Consider the following 22,597-nt stretch of genomic DNA (forward strand, 5'->3'; position numbering starts at 1 on the left):
TAATTAGAAAACGTGCAAACACTATTTAAAAACATAAAAGGAGATCGGTTAATCTGGGCAATTGCTGCATTGCTGGCAATTTTCTCATTCCTTCCTGTGTATAGTGCTGCAAGTAATCTTGCTTATGTTGGTGGTGCAGGAAATACTTTCGGGTTTTTTATCAAGCATTTTATGCATCTCTTTTTAGGATTTGCCATCATGTATGGTGTGCATAAAATTCCATATCGCTATTTCAGAGGTTTGTCAATGGTCATGATTCCGATAGTACTCGTGTTGCTTATTGTAACCATGCTCCAAGGGACAACTATTGATGGTGCAAATGCCAGTCGATGGATTCAGATTCCGTTTGTAGGTATGTCTTTCCAAACATCAACGCTCGCAGCAGTTGTGTTAATGGTGTATGTGGCAAGATACTTATCAAAAATTCAAGATCGTAATGTGTCTTTTAAAGAGACCTTATTACCGCTTTGGGCTCCTGTGTTTTTTGTGCTAATACTTATTTTGCCTGCTAATTTTTCAACTACAGCCATTATGTTTTTAATGGTAATGATGTTGGCTTTTATAGGAGGTTATCCTATTAAGTATCTGGCTGTAGTTATAGGTACTGGAATTGTTGCGCTATCACTTTTTATATTGGTTGCTAAGGCGTTTCCTGATGCGATGCCAAATCGTATTGACACCTGGATGAGTCGTATTGAGAATTTTTCAAATGGAGAAGATACAGAAGCCGATTATCAAATTGAAAAAGCTAAAATAGCAATTGCTTCTGGAGGTATTCAAGGTGTTGGTCCTGGTAAAAGTGTGCAAAAGAATTTTTTACCACAATCGTCATCAGATTTCATTTTTGCCATTATTATTGAGGAATATGGATTAATTGGAGGCCTGTTTTTACTGGTAATGTATTCCTGGTTGTTGTTTAGAATTGTGATTGTATCTCAAAAATCAGATACTGTTTTTGGAAAATTACTGGTTTTAGGTGTTGGGTTACCAATCGTATTCCAGGCTTTGATTAATATGGCTGTTGCTGTAGAATTATTTCCAGTTACAGGACAAACCTTACCCTTAATAAGTAGTGGTGGAACCTCAATCTGGATGACTTGCTTAGCGATAGGAATTATACTTAGTGTAAGCGCAAAACGTGAAGAAATAAAAGAACAGGAAATTAATGAAGATAATCCGCTTGAAATATTAAGCGAAACCATTTAATGAGTCACTATAAAATCATATTGTCTGGAGGAGGAACAGGAGGTCATATCTATCCTGCTATTGCTATTGCAAATGAGTTAAAATCTCGTTTTCCAGATGCTGAGTTTTTATTTGTTGGTGCGTCCGATCGCATGGAAATGGAAAAAGTGCCTCAGGCTGGTTATGAAATTGAAGGCTTATGGATTTCTGGACTTCAGCGAAAACTGACTCTAAAAAACGCAATGTTTCCGTTTAAACTGATCGCGAGTTTACTAAAGTCCAGAAAAATTATCAATACGTTTAAACCAGATGTGGCTATTGGAACAGGAGGCTTTGCCAGTGGACCGTTACTGAAAGTGGCTTCTTCAAAAGGAATTCCTAGTTTAATTCAGGAACAAAACTCGTATCCTGGAATTACAAACAAGCTTCTGGGAAAAAAAGTGAATACGATTTGTGTGGCTTATGAAGGTTTGGAGAAATTCTTTCCAAAAGAAAAAATCATATTGACAGGAAATCCAATTCGTAAGGATTTACTCGATGTTGAACATAAACATATTCAAGGCAAAGATGCCTTTACACTTATTCATAGTAAGCATACGCTTTTAATTTTAGGTGGAAGTTTAGGTGCCAGACGAATTAATGAACTGATAGAAAGTAAACTGGATTATTTTAAATCATTGAATGTCCAATTGATTTGGCAATGCGGTAAGTTGTATTACCAACAGTACAAAAAATATAATAATTTAGATAATGTTCAGGTGCATGCATTTTTAAATAATATGGATATGGCTTATGCTGCGGCAGATATAATCATTTCCAGAGCTGGAGCAAGTTCTGTGTCTGAGCTTTGTGTGGTTGGAAAACCAGTCATTTTTATTCCGTCACCAAATGTTGCTGAAGATCATCAAACTAAAAATGCTAAAGCTATTGCAGATAAAGATGCTGCAGTTTTGATAAAGGAGAATGATTTAGAGAATCAGTTTGAAAATGAGTTTTTAGAAGTGTTAAATTCAAAAGAAAAAAGAGAAAATTTAAGTAAAAACATAAAAGCACTAGCCTTAGTTAATGCAACAAAAGATATAGCCAACGAAGTAGAAAAATTATTGAAGCAATAAATGAATTTGAAACAGATACATAGCGTTTACTTTATAGGTATTGGAGGTATTGGAATGAGTGCCTTAGCCCGTTATTTTGTGGCAGATGGCTTGCAAGTTAGTGGTTACGACAAAACTAAAACCGATATTACGAATACGCTTGAAGATTTAGGTGTTTCTATTCATTTTGAAGATAATATAGATTTAATTGAAGATGCTTTTTTAAGTAAAGCACATACGCTTGTAGTTTATACGCCTGCAATTCCCAGAGATCACACCGAATTAAACTATTTCAAGTCAAATGGTTTTGAAGTTATAAAACGCTCTACTGTTCTAGGTGAAATAACTAAGCAAACATTTTGCATGGCTGTCGCAGGTACTCATGGTAAAACAACGACGACAAGTATTTTAGGTCATTTGCTTAATGCATGTGATGTTAAAGTAACAGCGTTTTTAGGCGGAATTAGTGAAAATTACAATTCAAATCTTATCCTTAACGGAACTGATGTCACTGTTGTAGAAGCCGATGAGTTTGACCGTTCTTTTTTAACACTGTCACCAGACTTTGCTTGTATTACTTCAATGGATGCTGATCACTTGGATATTTATGGAGATGCTTCAGAATTAGTGAAAAGCTTTGAAGATTTTTCAAAAAAAATAAAACCAAACGGAAAGTTGTTTGTTAAAAACGGATTGCCAATTAAAGGGATTACCTATGGCATCGAAGACGATTCAGATTACTCCGTTCAAAATATAAAAATAGTTAATGGAAGTTATGTGTTTGATGTTAAAACACCAAATGCATTACTAGAAGATTTTAAATTTAGCCTACCAGGTAGACACAATCTGTCGAATGCTTTAATTGCCTTGGCGATGACTGTAGAATACGGAATCCCTAAGCCGCAGCTCGCCAAAGCTTTAGCATCTTACAAAGGAGTAAAACGCAGATTTACCTATCAGATTAAGAGTGAGAATTTAGTATTTATTGATGATTATGCACATCATCCTGAAGAGATAAATGCCGTACATCAAGCGGTTAGAGAAATGTATCCAGATCAAAAAGTTCTTGCTATTTTTCAACCACACTTATTCAGTAGAACAAAAGACTTTGCAGACGATTTTGCCAAAAGTTTATCTCGTTTTGATGAGATTGTGTTACTGGATATTTATCCTGCCAGAGAATTGCCAATTGAAGGTGTAAATTCAGAATGGCTATTAAATAAAATTGATAATAAACACAAGAAATTAATTCAAAAATCAGAATTAATTCAACACATAAAAGCATCTTCAGCTTATGTTATTTTAACCATAGGTGCTGGAGATATTGGAGAAGAAGTTAAACACATTAAAAAGGCGCTTAGCATTGCGAGTTAATTATAATTACATAAAGATCGCTTTATTAGTACTTCTGGTAGGTTTCTTATTTGCATTTTCGTCAATTAGAAATTCAACACGAACCGTCAGTACACCATTAATACAATTTACTGGAAGTGATAATCTGTTTGTCACACAGGAGACTGTTAGTAAATTGTTAATACAAAATCAGGAGAGTGTTACGAATAAGCCTAAAGATATTATAGATTTGAACGCGTTGGAAACTGCCCTAAACTCCAACCCAATGATTAAGAAAGCGCAAGTGTTTATGAGTGTTGATGGCTCTATCACTGCTAGTATTGAACAAAAAAAACCTATAGCAAGAGTAAGTACAAATGCGTCCTATTACATCGATGAGCAAGGGTCTTATATGCCCTTATCAACAAATTACACGGCTCGTGTGCCATTAGTAACAGGAGTAATTGAAAAAAATAACTTGTCAAATGTATTCACAGTAGCCCAAAAAGTTAAAGTGGATGAGTTTTTAAAAAAACATGTGGTTGAAATTCATCAAAATGAAGATCAATCTATCGACTTGAGATTGCGTAATGCCGATTTTAAAGTTCATTTAGGAACTTTAAATCAATTAGATAAAAAAATTAATAATCTTAAGGCGTTTTATTTGAAAGCCATAGAGGATAAAACATTAGATAATTATAGTGTGGTGAATTTAAAGTTTGATAAGCAAGTTATTTGCACGAAAAAATAAGTAATGGAAAACAATAAAATTTCAGTAGGATTGGATATCGGAACCACAAAGATTGTGGCTATGATTGGTCGTAAGAACGAATATGGAAAGGCAGAAATTTTGGGTATTGGTAAATCCAAAAGCTTAGGTGTGCACAGAGGTGTAGTTAATAATATTACACAAACGATTCAATCCATTCAGCAAGCTGTTCAAGAAGCAGAAGCAGAAGCCGGATTAAAAATTGAAGATGTAACTGTAGGTATCGCAGGTCAGCACATCAGAAGTTTACAACATAGTGATTATATCACAAGGGCTAATTCTGAAGTGGTAATTGATGAAGAAGATATAGACCGATTAATTAATCAGGTACATAAGTTAGTGATGTTGCCTGGCGAAGAAATTATTCATGTTTTACCTCAAGAGTATAAAATTGATGGTCAGCCAGAAATCAAAGAACCAATAGGAATGTATGGCGGTCGATTAGAAGCTAATTTTCATGTGGTTGTCGGACAAGTATCATCCATTAGAAATATTGGTCGCTGTGTTAAAAGTTCAGGTTTAGAGCTTGAAGGCATCACCTTAGAACCATTAGCATCAGCAAATGCGGTGTTGAGTCAGGAAGAAAAAGAAGCAGGTGTAGCTTTGATTGATATAGGTGGTGGAACAACCGATTTGGCTGTCTTTAAAGATGGAATTATTCGTCATACTGCAGTGATCCCTTTTGGAGGTAATGTGGTTACTGAAGACATAAAAGAAGGATGTTCAATCATTGAAAAACAAGCAGAGTTACTTAAAGTGAAATTTGGTTCTGCCTGGCCAGGAGAAAATAAAGACAACGAAATCGTATCAATTCCTGGATTACGTGGCCGCGAACCTAAAGAAATCACGTTGAAAAACTTGTCTAAAATTATACACGCAAGAGTTGTAGAAATTATCGAACAAGTTTATGTTGAGATTAAGAATTATGGTCACGAAGAACAAAAAAAGAAATTAATTGCAGGTATTGTATTAACTGGTGGAGGAAGCCAGTTAAAACACTTAAAGCAATTGGTAGAATACATCACAGGAATGGATACCAGAATAGGGTACCCAAATGAACATTTAGCAGGAAATAGTGATGATGACATTGCTAGTCCGTTATTTGCAACAGCTGTCGGGTTGGTTATGGATGGTTTAAAACGCCAGGAACGCAAACGTGTTGAAAAAGAAGTTGAAGAAATGGAACTTGCTATGGAAGAGCATTCCGAAGAATCTTCAACTCAAGAGGATGAACCTGTTCCATCACCAAAAAAAGAACGTAAGTCGTTCTTAGATAAATTAACTGAGCGTGTCAAGGATTTTTTAGATAATGCTGAGTAATGAGAGTTAAATCTATTGAGTAAAACATATTAAGTACAAAACAACAACCAGTAAAAAGAATATTTATGAGCAACAACATTGAATTAGGCGATATTGCATTCGATTTACCAAAAAACCAATCAAATGTCATTAAAGTGATTGGAGTTGGTGGAGGAGGTAGCAATGCCATTAATCACATGTTTCAACAAGGGATTAAAGGGGTTGACTTCGTGATTTGTAATACAGATGCCCAAGCACTGCAAAATAGTGGTGTCCCAAACAAGATCCAATTAGGAGTGAATTTAACTGAAGGGTTAGGAGCAGGAGCAAATCCTGACGTAGGAGAACAAGCAGCCGTTGAGAGTCTGGAAGATTTAAGACGTATGTTGGGAGCTAATACAAAAATGGTATTCATCACGGCAGGAATGGGTGGAGGTACAGGAACTGGAGCTGCACCAATCATCGCTAAACTTTCTAAAGAGATGGATATCTTAACGGTTGGTATTGTTACAATGCCATTTCAGTTTGAAGGAAAAACAAGAAATGAACAAGCACAAAAAGGAATTGAAACCCTTCGTGCACATGTTGATTCTTTAGTCGTCATCAATAACAATAAACTACGTGAAGTTTATGGAAACTTAGGATTTAAAGCTGGTTTCTCTAAAGCAGATGAAGTGCTTTCTACGGCATCGCGTGGTATTGCAGAAGTGATTACACACCACTATACGCAAAATATTGATTTACGTGATGCAAAAACCGTATTGAGTAATAGCGGAACAGCTATTATGGGATCTTCTACAGCTTCTGGTAAAACTAGAGCACAGGAGGCTATTATGAAGGCCTTAGACTCGCCATTATTAAATGATAATAAAATTACTGGAGCTAAAAACGTATTGTTGCTTATCGTTTCTGGATCTCAGGAAATTACTATTGATGAAATAGGAGAGATTAACGACCATATTCAAAATGAAGCTGGTCATGGTGCAAATATTATTATGGGTGTTGGTGAAGATGAATCATTAGAAGAATCTATCTCTGTAACAATTATCGCTACTGGTTTCGATATAGATCAACAACACGAGATTTCTAATACAGAGCAAACTAAAGTTGTTCATGCTTTAGAAGACGATAGAAATGATGTGCATGTTAAAGAAAGTGATCCAGCGATTATCACGCCAGATATCGTTCTTGAAAAAGATGAAACAGAAAAAAATGTAGTCGTTCATACACTTACTGAAGAAGATGATATAGAAGCCAGTGCAGAAAATTTTGAAACAGATTTAATTGCAACTACTGACATTATCAGAAACATGACTGTAGTATATGATGAAGTTTTAGATCATAAAACCAATGAAGAGGATTTCATTATTACTCCTGTTCAGGAAGCTAAAGAAGAGATCATCGATGAGGTTGAAGAGGAACAAATTACGCTCACCTTTGATCTGCCTTTATCTTTTGATAAGGAAGAAGAAAATACACCAGAGGTTGATGAAAAAACGGTATTTGCATTAGATGAAGAGGTTAAAGATTTAGATGTTACAGATCATATCGAAATAGTTCCAGTAACTGAAGCAAATGAAGAAGGTGAAAAGCGTTATGCTCTCGATGATTTTATGACTTATGAATCTTCAATTAATGAAACAAAAACGAAAGTTCAGCCTGAAATAGAAGAAGAAATTGTGTTTGAGAAAAAGACAATTGAATCTGAGGTTTCTGAAGAAGATGTAAAAGAAGAAATTGACCCAATGAACAGTCCAATTTCAGAATTACTGAAAGAAAGAGCTGATGAGCGTAGACGAAAGATGAAGGACTTTAATTATAAATTCAATACAGCAAAAATAGACGATATTGAAAAAGAACCAGCCTATAAAAGACAAGGTGTGAATTTAGAAGAATCTCAGCATTCTTCAGATACCAAGGCTTCCAGAACTTCGGTTACCACTGATGATAACGACGATATTCAATTAAGAAGCAACAATTCATTTTTACACGACAACGTAGATTAATAGCAAATTTAGTTTAGTGTTTCACACTTTGTTAAACCCGAAAAGTAGACATAAACTTTTCGGGTTTTTTTATGTTTTAATACAATAAGCCAATAAAAAAACACTTAGTTTTTCACTATCTTCGCATTTCAAAATCAAATCAAGCAATATGAGTTTACAACAAGATATTATGGCTGCTATGAAAGCAGCAATGAAAGAGAAAGATCAAGTTGCTCTAGCAGCATTAAGAGCTGTTAAATCTGAACTGTTACTGGCTCAGACGTCAGGTTCAGGAGAAAATATAACAGAAGGTGAAGAAATAAAGATTTTGTCTAAGTTAGTTAAGCAGCGCAAAGATAGTGCTGCTATCTTTTCAGAACAGAATCGTAATGACCTGGCTGAACCAGAATTAGCTCAGGCTAAAGTCATCTCTCAGTTTTTACCAGCTCAACTTAGTGAAGAAGATATTGAAAAAGTTGTTGAAGCAACTATTGAGCAAGTAGGTGCTGAAGGGATGAAAGATATGGGTAAAGTCATGGGAATTGTGAATAAGCAATTAGCAGGACAAGCAGATGGTAAGACCATCTCTAATATTGTTAAAGCTAAATTGTCTTAGAATGAGATACCTGCATTTGCAGGTAATTATGGCCTCGTAGTTCAACTGGATAGAATATCAGATTTCGGCTCTGAGGGTTGGAGGTTCGAATCCTCTCGAGGTCACTAAATTAGGTTCAATTAAATTCATTGCCCCAAGTTTCATAGGAAACTTGGGTTTTTTACATTCAGTAAAATGCATAAAATGTTTCGTTATTGTTTCAGTCAATCATTCGAATAGATGTTAAAAGTCAAAGAATTAGTGATATTTTAGAATTAAGTTTAAACCTTCCAGAAAAATGAAATTAAAATATTTTGATTTATTGAGCTCATTTGAAGGGAATCGATAATCGCAAACTGAAGTCATATTGTGCTGATATGTTTCTTAGAGCTTTTACAATAGAGTATGAGATCAGAGGTTCTTATTCTATAATGAGAATATTGGCTACTTATTTAAAATTAGGTTCAAAACATACAAATTCACCAGCACAGAATCCTATTAAATAGGATGTAATTAATGGTGTTTTTGAATAAAGTATTTTGCTTTCTGTGTTGGTGAATGATTACCTTGATTTAATAAATCATTTAAATTTTAATAATTAAGTATATTAAAAATAGCTAATTGAAATTATATAAAAGATATAATGATTTTTCTCTTAAATAAAATTAGCATATAGAATACAATTAAGAGACTATTTTCTAAGCCTTTACATTCTGGTTTCCTGAATTGTTAATAAGTATTTTGAGAAATAATGCTTGCTATGTGTTTGAATTATAGTGAATTATTATTTTTGTTTTAGTTTTCAAAGATTGGTTTTTACTAATTTTTTTGTAAATTAAGTGTGTTAATTTTTACTAATTTGTGTATAAATTTTCATAAAAAGCTATTAATTCGATAAAATATATTAGAGGGATATAATATATTTTCAATGGGTAAAATAAATAGGGAACTAGTAGAAAAGTTACGACTGCTTTATGGGTTTTCAGATACTTACATAGAATCAATAAAAGATGGATTAGTAATTATAGATGCAGATGGTCATATAATAATAGCTAATGATATTTTTTGTAACATAACGGGTTATGCTAAAAAACAACTTCTGGGCATTAGTGCTCCGTTTCCATTTTGGCCACCTGAGTTTCATAATGACTATAAGAGGATTTATGATAAGATGCTAGACGGGAATTTGAAGTTTGGATTTGAAGCAGTCTATCTGTGCAAAGATAATATTAGAATTCCGGTTTATTTGTTCATTTCAAGTATTGGAAAGAAAGAGGAAACATCGCTCGCTTATTTGGTTTTAGTAAAAGATCTTAGAAATGAAAAAGATAACTTTACAAGTAAATCATTTCCTAATAAAGAATTACATTCTGTTTTAAATTATAAAAAAGGTTATTTAGATTTAATTGATGAAAATCGAATTAAATTTCAGTTAGGAACTGCCTTAGAATTGATATCTGATGGCTTAGTTTCGTTTGATAAAAACTGGTGTTATACCTTCATTAATAAAAGAGCGGGAGAACTGATAGGAAAAGATCCACGTGCTCTTTTAGGAAAAAATGTTTGGACAGAATTTCCTGATGTGGTGGGTAAAAAGAGCTATAACGCTTTTTATAAAGCTGTCAAAACCAAAGAAACTCAAAAATTCCGTGATTATTATGAAGCTTTAGATATATGGTTTGAAATTAGAGTGTATCCGCACTCTGAAGGACTAACTTTGTACTTTTCAGATGTTAGTGAGCAAAAAAAAATAGAAGAACTCTTAGTTGAAAGTGAGAAAAATTTAGATAATATAATTAATAATATTGGAGATCCAGTATTTGTTAAGGATGACGAAAGTCGTTTAGTCTTTGTAAACAATACATTTTGCGAAGTTTTTAATCTTTCAAAAAGTGATATTATAGGAACAACCCTAGAGGACTATGTTGCACCTGAAGAACGAATGAGTTTCTTAAACATAGATAAGCGAGTTCTAGATACAGGTGTTGAAAATATAAACATCGAAAAACTTACAGTAAAAGAAGGGAAGCCTAAAATAATCTCTACAAAAAAAATAGATTCATTGATTCCAATGGAAATAAATTCATTGTAGGAATTATCAGAGATATAACGCAACTCAAACAATTTGAAGTTCAGCTTTTGGAAAGCGAATATAATTTAAGACAATCTCAAATAGTTGCAAATATTGGGTCCTATACAGTTGATTTGGTGACTTCTGAATGGACAGGATCTACTGTCTTGTATGCGATATTCGGAATAGATAAAACTTATGTTAAAACTGTTGAAAGTTGGATTGATCTGGTTCATGCAGATGATAAAAAAGATATGCTGGACTATCTTCAAAAATGTATTGATAAGAAATTAAGATTTGATAAAGAATACAGAATTTTAAAGCATGATACCAAACAAGAAATTTGGGTGCATGGCATGGGAGAGTTCCTTTTTGATAGTGAGGCAAATCCGATAAAAATGATTGGTACTATTCAGGATATTACCGAACGTAAACAATCACAATTAAGATTACAAAAAAGTGAACAATCGTTGTTGGAGGCACAAAAAATTGCCAAGCTTGGTAGCTATAATCTGGACTTAAAAACTGGTAAAGCACAAACTTCAAAAACCTTTAATAACATTGCCAATTTCGATTTGAAGAGTGATGTAACGCTAGACAAATGGATTGAAATTATCCATCCTGAAGACCTTTCAAGATGTAGAGAAATGATAACTAAGAGTATTGAAACGGGTTCTAAAATCGATACAGAGTATAGAATCTATACTCATAAAACTAAAAAACTGAAATGGATTCATGGATTAGGTGAAGTGTTTTACAAAGAAGGACAGGCAACCAATTTTTTCGGGACCATTCAGGATATTACGGATCGAAAAAATGCTGAAATTGAATTAAAAGTTGCCAATGATTTTACCGAAAATCTCGTCATGTCAATGCAAGAAGGATTGCTTATGCTAGATGGTCAAGGTGAGGTGATTAAAGTTAACGATTCGCTATGTCATATGTTGGGCTATTCAGAAGATGAACTTCTCGGACTTACCTTACCGTATCCTTTCGCTCATACTGAAGATTATCAGAAAATGCTGGACTTAAAAGAAAAAGTGACCAAAGGAGAGATATCAACGTTTCAATTAGAATTCATTAGAAAAAATGGTGAGAAATTTATTGCTTCATTTCTCTCTGGTAATATCGTAAATGACAAAGGTGAAGTTGTTGCCATTTTTGCGACGATCAAAGATGTTTCCGAAGAAATAAAGTCAAAAGAACTGCTGAGAGAGGTTGCTATTAAATCTACTCAAAAGAAAAACGTCATATTAAAATTAGCGGAGTTGGTCGGTGAAGATCTTAGTAAATCTTTCAAAAGCGTTACTAAATATGCAGCTGAAACTTTAAATGTTGGACGTGTTAGCGTTTGGCAATTTAACCAAAATAGAACCGAATTAAAATGTAAAAAACTATACATATTAAATGAAAATCGATATGAGAAGGACCATGTGATAACACAGGTTGACAATTCTGAATACTTCAAAGTATTAAACACTAATAAAACAGTTTTGATTAAAGATGTCGAAAATTCAAGCATCACTCAGAAGTTTGCTCAAAGTTATCTAATACCAAATAAAATAAAATCTTTGATGGATATTTTAATAAATGGCGCTGATGGCTATTATGGTATAATTTGCTTCGAACATGTTGGTGATTCAACTAGAGAATGGACAGCAGACGAACAAGAATTTGCGACTTCAATAGCTAGTGTAGTGTCTTCTATGGTTGAAAGTTATGAACGAAAAATAGCAGATAAAAAAATTAAAAAAGCTAATACTAAACTTTTAGAGGTAAATGAAGAATTAAATGAATTGAGAAAACAATTAGAGCAAGAAAATGTTTATCTGAGAAATGAGTTAGACTTAGTGTTTAACTATGAGGAAATGGTGTATGGAAGTGTGGAGTTTAGTAATGTTTTAACTGAAGTTGATACTGTAGCACCAACAAATGCTACTGTGTTATTACTAGGAGAATCTGGAACAGGTAAAGAATTATTAGCAAGAGCTATTCATAATGCAAGCTTAAGAAATGATAAACCCTTGATTAAAGTAAATTGTTCTGCTATTCCTAGAGAATTGATTGAAAGTGAATTGTTTGGTCATAAAAAAGGCTCATTTACAGGTGCTGTTAATGATAAAGTCGGAAAATTTGAACTAGCAGATGGAGGTACCTTGTTTTTAGATGAAATAGGTGAGCTGCCTATAGACATGCAACCTAAAATATTAAGATTTTTGCAAGAAGGCGAAATTGAGGTAGTTGGAGGTGTGGATTTAAAAACCTTAGATGTTAGAGTTATAGCAGCAACAAACCGAAACCTATTGGAAGAGATTAAAATGAAACGATTCAGAGAAGATTTATATTTTAGACTCAACGTTTTTCCAATACACATCCCAGCTTTACGTGAACGAAAAGATGATATTCCGTTGTTAGTTGAACATTTTGTAGATAAATTTAATAAAGCTTATGATAAGCACATAAAGTATATATCTGATGATGCAATGAGCAAATTAAAGGCCTATAACTGGCCTGGAAACATCAGGGAATTAGAAAATTTAATTGAACGAGCTTCAATATTATCAAGCAGTCAAACCTTAGTGATTCCAGGTTTCGAAACAGCTCATCAAAAAACCAAACAACTAATCTCTGGTAAAGATTTAACTATTGATTCTGTTTTAAGAAATCATATACTTCAAGTTCTTGAAGGCTGCCAGTGGAAAATTAGTGGTAAAGATAGTGCTTCTAATTTACTGGGCTTAAAACCAAGTACCTTAAGAGATAAAATGTCTAAACTTGGTATTGTAAGACCAAAATAAACGCAACGGTATTCCGTGTATCGTGTATTTTGTCAAGTAAAAATCGCGGTATACCGATTTTTTTAAAAACAGTTCAAATTTTATTTTAAAACACAAATCGCTTTTATTCAGTGATTTGTGTTTTTTGTTTTGTGTTTCATGAGTTTTGGCATTAGGCTTGTCATATGATAAATCAATGTATGATTAATGTTTAAAACTGATGTAATTACATATTAAATGTTCATAGTCTTAAATGAAAATTTTAAGAATTAACTATTAAGGATGAATATGATAGAGAATTTTATAAAAAAAGGAACGACAACCTTCTGGTTAGATTCATGTGGTATTAGGAATTATAGATTAGATAATAAAACCCCAAATTATAAATTAAAACAGTCCATCTCTAAACAATACGTAAATGCGATAAAAAAATTATATCAAGAAAAACCTATGCCTTTTCTAATTGATTTAAGAGGAACTCGAGGTGCTTTTCCCAAAAAGGCAGTGAAAGTATTTGCACAGTCTGCATTATTAAAAGGTATGAGAATACCTGAAGCTTTTGTATATGATTCTATTAAAATTAAACTTTTAATTAAGTCCTATAAAAGAATATATAATCACTTTACACCCTACCAAATATTTATTGATATTCAATTAGCAATAGACTATTGTATAGTAACAAGAAATGAATTTTATGGAAGCAATTAATTACTACCTACCTTCAGGCTTAAACCATACTTTATGGTCTAAAATCAATGATAATTCAATATGGACATTATCAGACTCTTTAGGTCGTTTGGAATATGTAAGTAATAGTTATTGTGAACTGTTAAAAACACATAGTAATAGGCTTGTTGGTGAGCCTCATAAATTGTTAAAATCTCATCTACACTCAGATGTTCTTTATAAGAATTTATGGAGAACTATTAAAATGGGTCAAAAATGGAATGGTGTATTATCTGAAACATTAGATAATGGTAATACACTCTTTCTAGATGCTACTATAATTCCTATTCAAGATGAAATTGAAAGTAGTGTCAAGTACATCGGATTGTATAAGGATGTAACCAAACTGCATCAGCAAAACAAACAGATAATAATTTCAAATGCAGCTGATAAAGATTTTTTAAATAGTATGCCATTTCATGTGTTTTTAACATCAAGACATGGTAAAGTTATAAATGTTAATAAGCCCTTTGGTAACAAAGAAGTTTCAGAGCTTATAGGCACCTATATATATGACTATTTTAGTCCAGATTCTTTTAACAAAATTAAAAGTAACATCGAGTATGTTGCTTCAGGTAAAGTTGCTAATCAGTTTGAAATCAAAGAATTAGATTCTACAGAAAACACGCGTGAATACTCCATCTTAATTGCGCCAGTTTTAGATAAGTTAGGAGGTGTGATTTCCTTAACGGTAACAATTCAAGAAAACACAAAAACCTACTGTATAAATAAGGATAGAGAAGCGGGAAAAAAGTGTAGATTAATTTATCAGTCTATAAACGTAGGAATTATTATAGTGACTGATAATAACGGTAAAATTAAAGAATGGAATAAAGGAGCAGAAGCTGCATTTGAATATACAGCATCAGAAATACTTGGTAAACCGCTTACAGTTTTAATTTCAAGAAAATCAAGAAAATCTAACCTTAAAGAGCTTTTAAATGCTGCTAAAAACATCGAAAACAATGAAGATGCTGAATTAATAGAATTAAATTGTTTAAGTAAAAGTAAAAAAGAGTTTCCAGTTGAACTTGCTTTAAGTAGTTTGACTTTCAGAGTTAACAAGATTTATTGTGCCATGATGCTCGACATATCTAAACGAAAAACTTTAGAAAATAAGTTAAAGCAAAAAACAAAGGATTTAGAGTTGTTTTTATATCGATCGTCTCATGATTTAAAAGCGCCTTTTTCAACAGCAGTAGACTTACTGAATTCATTAAAAAAAGACTCTCCTACTAAAAATGTGAAATTATTAGACTTACTCACTGCAACAATGAAACGAGGCGAATTGTTATCAGAAGGTTTATCACAAGCGTCATTAATAAGAGTTTCAAGAAATAAGTCTTCTATAATTGATTTTCAAAAAATTATTGAGGACACCTTTAAATTACTCTCCTCAGAAAACAATTTGAAAGGAATAAATACTGTAAAACAACTCGATACACAAACAGAATTTTATTCTAATTCAGAGTTATTGAGCACAATTTTTCATAATGTCATCCAAAATGCAATTAGATATTCTAAAGCACCAACTAAGTCGAAAAATCCTTGTATCACGATCTTAGTTAAAACTTTTGATGATAAGGCAATAATTGAAATTAGGGATACAGGTATTGGTATACGTAAAGATCATATAAATAAAATATTTAATCTATACTTCAGAGTGAACAATATTGACGATTCTGGTTTTGGATTAGGATTATATGTTGTTAAAAGTATTGTGGATAATCTAATGGGAGATATACATGTCAAAAGTACGTTAAAGAAAGGGACTTCCTTTAAAATTATATTACCTAATCTTAAATAAATTTACCTGCTTATGAAACTTAACTTTATGCTAATTGATGATAATAAAATAGACTTATTTATCAGTAAAAAAATCATAGAGAAATCCTCGAGTAATTACTGTGTTAGAACATTTCAAAGAGGTTACACTGCGATAAAGTTTTTAGAAATTTTCGAAAAAAAATTAGAATACCACGATGTGTTTCTTCCAAATATAATTTTATTAGATATAAATATGCCTGAAATGAGTGGTTTTCAATTTTTAAATGAGTTTAATAAACTCAAAAAATTAATTGATAAACCAATTAAAATTTTCATACTGTCTTCATCAACGAATATTCATGACGTTATTAAAATTAGAAGTGAAAAACATTGTGTGGATTTTATAAGCAAACCTTTAACTGTTGAAGTACTCGACAAAATTATAAGTAAATCAATACCATTTTTATCCCAAAATTATTGCCAAAAAAATAATGTAGCTAATTTTTATTAAGTCTACACGCTACTAAATCCATTATTAATCTTTAAACCTAATCGCTTATGAAAATGAAATTTTTAATTATCTAATTTTTTTCAATTTTGAGCCTTATTTGTGATTACTCTCAGATTGTGAATAAGGGGCTCCCTAAAAATTGATTCTTTTACCGAAGAAACCATAAAGTAAGATAATTAATTAGAAAACTCTTTTAAAAATAAAATGCAGCCTTTGTTTCTAAACATTAGAACAGGCGTAGAATTTACAATTCTAATTAAATTAAACGCACGTTTTTTAGACGTGTATAACCCAAATCAAACTTATTTATTATGAAACATTTAAACCTACAATTGACATTATTGCTTTTAGTTGCCTTTGCTGGCATAAATTTTAATGCTACGGCACAAGGCAATCCTGATCCGCAACCATTTATATGGAATGGTTCTGTGTCTTCTGATTGGGACAATCCCAATAACTGGACGCCAAATGCAATACCAACTGCGACCTCTGAAATTACTATTCCGCTGACTGATAATTTGCTCTTAATTTCTGGAGTAAAAGCTGTTGAAGATTTGATTATCAATAGTGATGCAAGTCTAATAATACCTGTTGGAGCTACACTAAATGTAAATGGCGATTTAGATATGTATTCTGAATCAAATTCATATGCTAGCTTAATTGTAAATGGTACAATCGTTATCAGTGGCACAGCTAAATATCATCGGTTTACTAATTCACAGTCTAATGGTAACGATTTGGTCGCACCACCATTATCTGGACAAACATGGTCTTCTTTTTTAACTAGTGACTCTAATTATAATGAAGGTCTCATTTTTAATAATGGTTTACAGCCAACGACAACTTATCTTTTTGGACCTTTTGAAAAAGGCACTACAGATGATTATTTACTATATGATGATAATAGTTTAGATGTATTGGTTTCAGGAAAAGGTTATAGAACAGCGACCACTACAGTAAATGGTGACACCTTAACTTTTACAGGGACCATTGTAACAGGGTCGGTAAACAGTATAATTGAAAATGATATGACGGGCGAGTATTCAGAATGGAATTTGATTGGAAATCCTTACCCTGCATATATTGAAGTTGATGCTTTCTTGAATCATGTAGGCTCTGTTTCCGGAGTATCAAATTTGAGTTTGTTAAATGCGTCAACAGCTGCTATCTATGGTTACAATGCTAATACAGCAGGTTCTGAAAATAATTGGACGATTGCTAATTTGGCTTCAGGCGAAACATTAATAGCTCCTGGTCAAGGTTTCTTTGTGTCGTCTAGCTCTCCAATTGCTAATCTTGAGTTTACCCCAGATATGCAAGTTGTAGGTAAAACTGATGATTTTATTCAGGGAAGATCATCAGAATCAATTAATTTTGTAAAAGTAAGAATGCAGTCAGGTGCTGATTTTTATACAACATCTATCTATTTTCATGAGAACGGAAGTAATGGATTGGATATAGGATATGATGCCGCTATTTTTGAAAATATACTTCCAGATTTCTTATTATACTCCCATTTGGTTGAAAACAATGAAGATTTGTCTATGGTCATACAAACGTTAAACTCTAGCGTAATTGATAATGCTAGTATTTCTTTAGGTGTCAATGCTAATCAAAGTCAACAAGTTACTTTTAGTATAGAGGATTCTTATTTACCAATGTCAGTAAACGTATACCTTGAAGATAATTTGAATGGTACATCTACTTTGTTAAATACATCAAATTATACATTTACGACAAATACGACTATTAATGTAACAGGACGATTCTTCTTGCATTTTACAACAGAGGAGACGATGTCGTTAGCAGAAGCTAGTTTAAAAGACTTACGTGTTTCTACAAATCAAACCAATCGTACAATTGTAATAGAAGGTATTCTGCCAGGTGAAACCGAAGTCTCAGTTTATGATTTACTTGGTAGAAAAGTTATACAACAAAATTTAGACACTGCTGTAAATAAACAAATTATAAATACATCTATGTTAAATTCAGGTTTACATATAGTTCAGCTCCAAAATGGAAACCAGAAGATTACAAAAAAAGTGATTTTGAAGTAGTTGATTTTTTTTAAAGTAAAATCATTACTATTAATTGCTTGTGAGAAGTAATTAAAAATCTAATATGACTTAAACTACTTAGTCCTATTAGATTTTTTTTTGTACATGTTAGTAATGGCTTATTCTTTAAGACCCAGTATCACTAAAACATGACATTATGTATCGGTAAATATTTACGACTTGATGATCAGTTCGTATAAGTCGCATTTGATATAATAGTGTATTTTTGAAAAGTAGATATTATTTGAATTTAAATATAATTACTGATATAAGATGCCAAACTTTCTGGTTATTGTTTTACAACAAAGACATGAACTTTCACCCGAAAATGAATTCGCTTTTGATGTGCTTACCTACGCTTTGATAATCATAAGTATTAGTTTTATTTTATTGAAGTTATTTTACTTCTTTGAAATGGCATATGTGGAGCATGTCAAAAAGCAATTGTTTTATAATCATATATATATTTATAAGAAATCACTTCAAACGGACTATAAAAAATTTTTAAAGAAGAATTTTAGATTCTACGATAGATTACCAGATAAGCAAAAAACATATTTTGAGCATCGCGTTTCGAGGCTTTTAAAAGATAAAGAGTTTATCGGTAAGAATATGGCTATTACTGATGAGATGAAAATTCTTATTGCAGCAACACAAACGAAGCTAACATTTGGTTTAAGAGATTATAGAATTAATTCTGTTAAACGAATCATTTTTTATCCAAAGGAGTTTTATTCTTATACGAATAAAGCCTACCATAAAGGTGAATTTAATTTAGAATATAAAGCACTAGTGTTTTCTTGGAAAGATGTTATACATGGTTATGATATTAAAGATGACAACATCAATTTGGCAGTACACGAATTTATTCATGCCATCCATTTTTATTATATAAGTGCCAGAAAAAGAAGTACAAGCGCTGCAATTTTTATCGATTCTTATTATGAATTAAAAGAAACACTTGACCGAGATACTGCTTTAAAAAATAAGTTAATAACCTCAAAATATTTAAGAGATTATGCCTATACAAACCAATTTGAGTTCTTAGCAGTTGTAATAGAAAGTTTTATCGAAACGCCAAAAGAACTTAAGTCTCAGTTTCCAGAGATTTATGAAAAAGTAAAAGAAATGCTTAATTTTAATTTTGCAGGCTATTGATGTTTACAGTTTAAAAACTGCTTGTAACATATATTGAAAGTGGTTGTTATCAAACTGTCTGTCTTTTGCATTTACAGCGAATTTTCCAACACCTTGAAGTCTTACTCCAATGTTATCTGAAATCCATATAGTACCACCTAAAACGACATTACCAGAAGAGTTAAGCTCGTTGACAGAGAAAATTCCAAAACCACCACCAGCATAAAGATCCAGCCATTCTAAAGTAAATAAAGCATCTGAGAAATAGTATTTTAAATAGGTATTTGTTGAAATGTAAGTATAATCTTTAGTTAAAATACCTCCATCAATTTCGTTTTTCACTTCATATCCATTAATGGTAAAATCTTGTTCTATTGATAGAAATTTCGTCCATTTGTGCTCTACAGCTAAAGCAAAAGGATTTTTAAATTGAAATTCATCTAATCGAGCAAAAGGTTGTCTCGTTCCAAGACTCCCAACAGCATTAACACCGACACTAATTTTCCATGGAGAGTCAATGAAATCAGCTTCTGAGGAAGTATCATATTTAGTGTTTGACGTAGTTTGCGAGTGACCATTAAAAATAAATAATGATGCAAAAATTAAAAATAAAACTAAATTTCTCATAATTAAAAAATAAGTTAACTCAAATATATGGTTTCAGTGCTAATTTACAAAGAAACAGTAAACATATTACATTTAAAAGTAATGATTTAAGAATTTTTAAGTTTTGTAAATCCTAAAATTCTTTTATACGCTTAAACAAATCTGTTCTATAATCTTTGTTAGTAATAAAAAACCAAATTCTACTGGTTATAATAACTTTTATAAATTCAATTTTACTTAATAAATAATCAATGAATTTTCTTAGAAGAGGAAACTTTAATTTTAATAAAAACACTCGATTTGTGAGTGGTTTTGTTTTAAAGGAATTAAAGTCATTAAAGAAAATCTTTGCTATTGAAAAATAGTTTTTAAAATAGGTAGGTTCAAATGTTTTATCAAAATTTAAGTTTGTTTTTCCTTTTAAGATTAATAAATCGTAAATAGATTTGAAACTTATTCTACAGTACTTGTATCCAGAATCATTAGCTTGAAAATTTAAAATGGTATGATATAGCAAATGTTTGTTTGATGGTACAAAAATATTGTGAACACATTCTTTATGGTTTATAATAGTTTCCGTGTCTAAAATACCTTTGTATGACTTTAATAAAACTTTTTTATGGACTTCAACAGCTGCTAATTTTGCATCAGACTTTAATCTGGGTAAGTGTTTGTGGTCAAAATATTTGGCACTAAGTCCTTGTGATGTTCCTGTGTACTGATAGTCTATAAGTAATTGATAGCTCTTTTTCATTTGACTCTCATTGACTAAAATATCAATATCACCAATCATTCTTTCCCCTAAATCTTGATATAAATTCTTAATCAAAAAGGCACTACCTTTTAAAAACACATGAGGTATTTGGTTGGTTTTTAATATTTCAGAAATAGCTGTAATCTCTGTTAGTAGTGTTTTATTTCTGTTTTTATTAATGGTTGTAATTTCCTCTAAATACAACTCCAGGTCTTCAGGAATGTATTTTAATAGTTTCTTTTCTTTTAGTCTACAGTAGCATGTCGTTAAAACCAGATAATCACTAGCAATAAAAACAAATTGTTCCCAATCAATATAGTTGGAAACCAACTTTTCTTGCAATGTATTAATCGAGTTTTCAAAGCTCAATATATCAGCAATAAGTTGTAGAGTATATTTGTATGAATTTTTTTGAGAAGACAACGGTTCTTTTTAAGTACTTAAAAGTAAGTAAAACTTTTATGATTCTTCAAAGAGGTGTTTAAAATTTGAAATAGCAAATGTATTATTGCTGTAGTTTAGTTCATAGCATTTTACACCTTTAAGCCATTCAATAAATTTTAAAGCATGGGATTCTTTAGGAGAAATCCAGGAATCAGGAATTAAAGTTTCCAAAATTTTATCAATAGAAATCTGATCAAGACTATCTTCTCCTAACGAATTGTATTTTACATACACAATTTTTTTACATGGAAAACTTGAATCTTGATTTTCATAATTTAGAAGAGGTGGTACATATTTAATATTTATTTTTTTTGGCCCATTAGTATGGGTTTTTAATAAATCAATATTGTTTAAATATGGCTTTAAGGCTTCAAAAGCACCTTTTTTAATAGATGTTGCTGCTGGATAACGGTATAAATGCAGATTGTTCTCATAAAGAGGTGTAAAATCGTCGCAAAGAATATCAAATCCATGAGCCATTAATAAAACAGATAATGTGCTCTTGCCATTACCAGAATCTCCAACAATCATAATGGATTCTCTCCCGTTTGATATGGTTGAGGCATGAAATGTTGCTACCCAATTATTAATGCTTGTGTTGTGAATTGCATTTGTTAGCTCTAATGCGAATTTACCTTGAAGAAAGTGAAATGACTCTGTTTTATAGCTTCCAACATGTTCACCATTTTTCATAAGATGTAAGTCATCGGAAACTTTAAAAACATCAAATAACACATCGTATTTTGAAGTATCTGTTATTGAATGATGAGAAATTTGAGGGTGGACTAGACTTTTTATAATATCAGACTCGTAACGAACACTAACAATCTTACTATTAAACTTATAAGATTGCTCTATGTAATTATTTGGAGTAGTTAATACCTCACTTTTGATTAAATGAGTATCTTTTTTAAGATTAACGTCCTTTAAAAATGCAGCAATCTCATCAAATATGGCTGTTGCTCCATTTGTATCAAGATTATATTTTTCTTGAATTTTATCAACAAATGAATCCCGAGTACAGTCGGGATTCATATATAACTTTATAAATTCACTATTGGTTTTTGATGTGACTACATATCTGTTAGATGTTTCAAACCAAAGTAGTACAGTATCTTCATTAAGATTATGAATTATCTTTGGTAACAGACTTGTTTTCAAATCAAAAAAATAGTTTTAATCGAAAGGGTTTCCTCCTGGATCTGGTGGAGAAGAAGCTTGCGCTTGTTTAGGGTTTAAAATGATGAACGTACCAATAGCTGTTAAAGCAGCATACTTGCTCATTTTTTTAATAGCCTCCTTACGAGTAATCTGATTTTCTGAATTAATATTTTTCATAATACTGTTATGTAAAGGTCAAAAATAATAAAATTATTTAAATGTCATTGATTTTTGACCCTTATTTTTAAAATTAGTCAATAATTACTTTTTTAGTTTTCTCTTGTCCATTGTCTTTCACAGTCACAATGTACACACCAGAGTTGATGT

Annotated in this window: 20 protein-coding genes and 1 tRNA gene; 15 read left to right on the plus strand and 6 right to left on the minus strand. The window is 31.7% G+C overall.

Translation table 11 applies throughout. The annotated features are described in order from the left end of the window. The first annotated feature begins 12 nt into the window (after positions 1 to 12). Genes ACRHNM_RS04145 through murC form a run of 3 tightly spaced genes read left to right on the plus strand, consistent with a single transcriptional unit; the run spans position 13 to position 3,653 of the window. Positions 13 to 1,206: an FtsW/RodA/SpoVE family cell cycle protein gene (locus tag ACRHNM_RS04145; protein WP_431133950.1), complete on the plus strand. Its 1,194-nt coding sequence runs from the start codon at positions 13 to 15 to the stop codon at positions 1,204 to 1,206. Further along, entirely contained in the window at positions 1,206 to 2,300 is a 1,095-nt protein-coding gene (gene murG, locus ACRHNM_RS04150) for an undecaprenyldiphospho-muramoylpentapeptide beta-N-acetylglucosaminyltransferase (RefSeq protein ID WP_431133952.1), read from the plus strand. The genes ACRHNM_RS04145 and murG overlap by 1 nt, the downstream gene beginning before the upstream one ends. Beyond that, complete coding sequence (gene murC / locus ACRHNM_RS04155; protein WP_431133954.1) at positions 2,301 to 3,653, plus strand: UDP-N-acetylmuramate--L-alanine ligase; 1,353 nt, start codon at positions 2,301 to 2,303, stop codon at positions 3,651 to 3,653. It begins immediately after the preceding gene. Positions 3,654 to 3,659: 6 nt separating this feature from the next. On the opposite strand, the gene ACRHNM_RS04160 is transcribed toward murC, so the two are convergent. After that, positions 3,660 to 3,788 carry a hypothetical protein gene (locus tag ACRHNM_RS04160; protein WP_431133955.1) on the minus strand — a complete coding sequence of 43 codons (129 nt, stop codon included), beginning with the start codon at positions 3,786 to 3,788 and terminating at the stop codon, positions 3,660 to 3,662. A 109-nt stretch (positions 3,789 to 3,897) separates the two neighbouring features. Here ACRHNM_RS04160 and ACRHNM_RS04165 point away from each other — a divergent pair, with 109 nt between their 5' ends. From ACRHNM_RS04165 to ACRHNM_RS04220, 12 genes are all read left to right on the plus strand, one after another. After that, on the plus strand, positions 3,898 to 4,362 hold the full coding sequence (locus ACRHNM_RS04165; protein WP_431133957.1) for a cell division protein FtsQ/DivIB: 465 nt from the start codon (positions 3,898 to 3,900) through the stop codon (positions 4,360 to 4,362). A gap of 3 nt (positions 4,363 to 4,365) precedes the next feature. After that, positions 4,366 to 5,700, plus strand: coding sequence for a cell division protein FtsA (gene ftsA / locus ACRHNM_RS04170; protein ID WP_431133959.1), 1,335 nt, complete (start codon positions 4,366 to 4,368; stop codon positions 5,698 to 5,700). A gap of 65 nt (positions 5,701 to 5,765) precedes the next feature. Continuing rightward, entirely contained in the window at positions 5,766 to 7,685 is a 1,920-nt protein-coding gene (gene ftsZ, locus ACRHNM_RS04175; RefSeq protein ID WP_431133961.1) for a cell division protein FtsZ, read from the plus strand. A 148-nt stretch (positions 7,686 to 7,833) separates the two neighbouring features. After that, positions 7,834 to 8,280, plus strand: coding sequence for a GatB/YqeY domain-containing protein (locus ACRHNM_RS04180; protein ID WP_431133963.1), 447 nt, complete (start codon positions 7,834 to 7,836; stop codon positions 8,278 to 8,280). A gap of 30 nt (positions 8,281 to 8,310) precedes the next feature. After that, a tRNA-Arg gene (locus tag ACRHNM_RS04185) sits at positions 8,311 to 8,384 on the plus strand. Positions 8,385 to 9,187: 803 nt separating this feature from the next. After that, positions 9,188 to 10,351 (plus strand): PAS domain-containing protein, encoded by a 1,164-nt coding sequence (locus tag ACRHNM_RS04190; protein WP_431133965.1) that lies wholly within the window; start codon positions 9,188 to 9,190, stop codon positions 10,349 to 10,351. A gap of 47 nt (positions 10,352 to 10,398) precedes the next feature. Continuing rightward, on the plus strand, positions 10,399 to 13,128 hold the full coding sequence (locus ACRHNM_RS04195; protein WP_431133967.1) for a sigma 54-interacting transcriptional regulator: 2,730 nt from the start codon (positions 10,399 to 10,401) through the stop codon (positions 13,126 to 13,128). A 267-nt stretch (positions 13,129 to 13,395) separates the two neighbouring features. Next, on the plus strand, positions 13,396 to 13,815 hold the full coding sequence (locus ACRHNM_RS04200) for a hypothetical protein (RefSeq protein WP_431133969.1): 420 nt from the start codon (positions 13,396 to 13,398) through the stop codon (positions 13,813 to 13,815). Beyond that, entirely contained in the window at positions 13,802 to 15,640 is a 1,839-nt protein-coding gene (locus tag ACRHNM_RS04205; protein ID WP_431133971.1) for a PAS domain-containing sensor histidine kinase, read from the plus strand. The genes ACRHNM_RS04200 and ACRHNM_RS04205 overlap by 14 nt, the downstream gene beginning before the upstream one ends. 12 nt (positions 15,641 to 15,652) lie before the next feature. Further along, positions 15,653 to 16,111: a response regulator gene (locus tag ACRHNM_RS04210; protein ID WP_431133973.1), complete on the plus strand. Its 459-nt coding sequence runs from the start codon at positions 15,653 to 15,655 to the stop codon at positions 16,109 to 16,111. 311 nt (positions 16,112 to 16,422) lie between these two features. Next, positions 16,423 to 18,168, plus strand: coding sequence for a T9SS type A sorting domain-containing protein (locus ACRHNM_RS04215; RefSeq protein WP_431133975.1), 1,746 nt, complete (start codon positions 16,423 to 16,425; stop codon positions 18,166 to 18,168). A 273-nt stretch (positions 18,169 to 18,441) separates the two neighbouring features. Continuing rightward, the gene (locus ACRHNM_RS04220) at positions 18,442 to 19,326 is read left to right on the plus strand and encodes a zinc-dependent peptidase (protein ID WP_431133977.1); all 885 of its coding nucleotides are present in this window, start codon (positions 18,442 to 18,444) and stop codon (positions 19,324 to 19,326) included. Between the two features lie 3 nt (positions 19,327 to 19,329). Here the strand turns inward: ACRHNM_RS04220 and ACRHNM_RS04225 are convergent, their stop codons facing one another. The 5 genes from ACRHNM_RS04225 to ACRHNM_RS04245 form a co-directional block, all read right to left on the minus strand. Continuing rightward, positions 19,330 to 19,932, minus strand: a complete 603-nt coding sequence (locus ACRHNM_RS04225; protein WP_431133979.1) for a hypothetical protein — start codon at positions 19,930 to 19,932, stop codon at positions 19,330 to 19,332. A gap of 112 nt (positions 19,933 to 20,044) precedes the next feature. Continuing rightward, a complete protein-coding gene (locus tag ACRHNM_RS04230; RefSeq protein ID WP_431133981.1) occupies positions 20,045 to 21,088 on the minus strand; it encodes a nucleotidyltransferase family protein in 1,044 nt (347 codons plus the stop codon). A 36-nt stretch (positions 21,089 to 21,124) separates the two neighbouring features. Next, the gene (locus tag ACRHNM_RS04235) at positions 21,125 to 22,270 is read right to left on the minus strand and encodes a hypothetical protein (protein WP_431133982.1); all 1,146 of its coding nucleotides are present in this window, start codon (positions 22,268 to 22,270) and stop codon (positions 21,125 to 21,127) included. 15 nt (positions 22,271 to 22,285) lie between these two features. Beyond that, positions 22,286 to 22,447 carry a hypothetical protein gene (locus ACRHNM_RS04240; protein WP_431133984.1) on the minus strand — a complete coding sequence of 54 codons (162 nt, stop codon included), beginning with the start codon at positions 22,445 to 22,447 and terminating at the stop codon, positions 22,286 to 22,288. Between the two features lie 73 nt (positions 22,448 to 22,520). After that, positions 22,521 to 22,595, minus strand: coding sequence for a T9SS type A sorting domain-containing protein (locus ACRHNM_RS04245; protein ID WP_431134025.1), 75 nt, complete (start codon positions 22,593 to 22,595; stop codon positions 22,521 to 22,523). Positions 22,596 to 22,597 lie beyond the last annotated feature (2 nt).

This window comes from Psychroserpens mesophilus, from assembly GCF_050617655.1.
Classification (GTDB): domain Bacteria; phylum Bacteroidota; class Bacteroidia; order Flavobacteriales; family Flavobacteriaceae; genus Psychroserpens; species Psychroserpens mesophilus_A.

Excerpts from the sequence above, each read along its gene's own strand:
- ftsZ (WP_431133961.1), top strand. The coding sequence starts at position 5,766 with ATGAGCAACAACATTGAATTAGGCGATATTGCATTCGATTTACCAAAA.
- ACRHNM_RS04215 (WP_431133975.1), top strand. The coding sequence starts at position 16,423 with ATGAAACATTTAAACCTACAATTGACATTATTGCTTTTAGTTGCCTTT.
- ACRHNM_RS04180 (WP_431133963.1), top strand. The coding sequence starts at position 7,834 with ATGAGTTTACAACAAGATATTATGGCTGCTATGAAAGCAGCAATGAAA.
- ACRHNM_RS04210 (WP_431133973.1), top strand. The coding sequence starts at position 15,653 with ATGAAACTTAACTTTATGCTAATTGATGATAATAAAATAGACTTATTT.
- ACRHNM_RS04205 (WP_431133971.1), top strand. The coding sequence starts at position 13,802 with ATGGAAGCAATTAATTACTACCTACCTTCAGGCTTAAACCATACTTTA.
- ftsA (WP_431133959.1), top strand. The coding sequence starts at position 4,366 with ATGGAAAACAATAAAATTTCAGTAGGATTGGATATCGGAACCACAAAG.
- ACRHNM_RS04220 (WP_431133977.1), top strand. The coding sequence starts at position 18,442 with ATGCCAAACTTTCTGGTTATTGTTTTACAACAAAGACATGAACTTTCA.
- ACRHNM_RS04225 (WP_431133979.1), bottom strand. The coding sequence starts at position 19,932 with ATGAGAAATTTAGTTTTATTTTTAATTTTTGCATCATTATTTATTTTT.
- ACRHNM_RS04190 (WP_431133965.1), top strand. The coding sequence starts at position 9,188 with ATGGGTAAAATAAATAGGGAACTAGTAGAAAAGTTACGACTGCTTTAT.
- ACRHNM_RS04200 (WP_431133969.1), top strand. The coding sequence starts at position 13,396 with ATGATAGAGAATTTTATAAAAAAAGGAACGACAACCTTCTGGTTAGAT.
- ACRHNM_RS04240 (WP_431133984.1), bottom strand. The coding sequence starts at position 22,447 with ATGAAAAATATTAATTCAGAAAATCAGATTACTCGTAAGGAGGCTATT.
- ACRHNM_RS04165 (WP_431133957.1), top strand. The coding sequence starts at position 3,898 with ATGATTAAGAAAGCGCAAGTGTTTATGAGTGTTGATGGCTCTATCACT.
- murC (WP_431133954.1), top strand. The coding sequence starts at position 2,301 with ATGAATTTGAAACAGATACATAGCGTTTACTTTATAGGTATTGGAGGT.
- murG (WP_431133952.1), top strand. The coding sequence starts at position 1,206 with ATGAGTCACTATAAAATCATATTGTCTGGAGGAGGAACAGGAGGTCAT.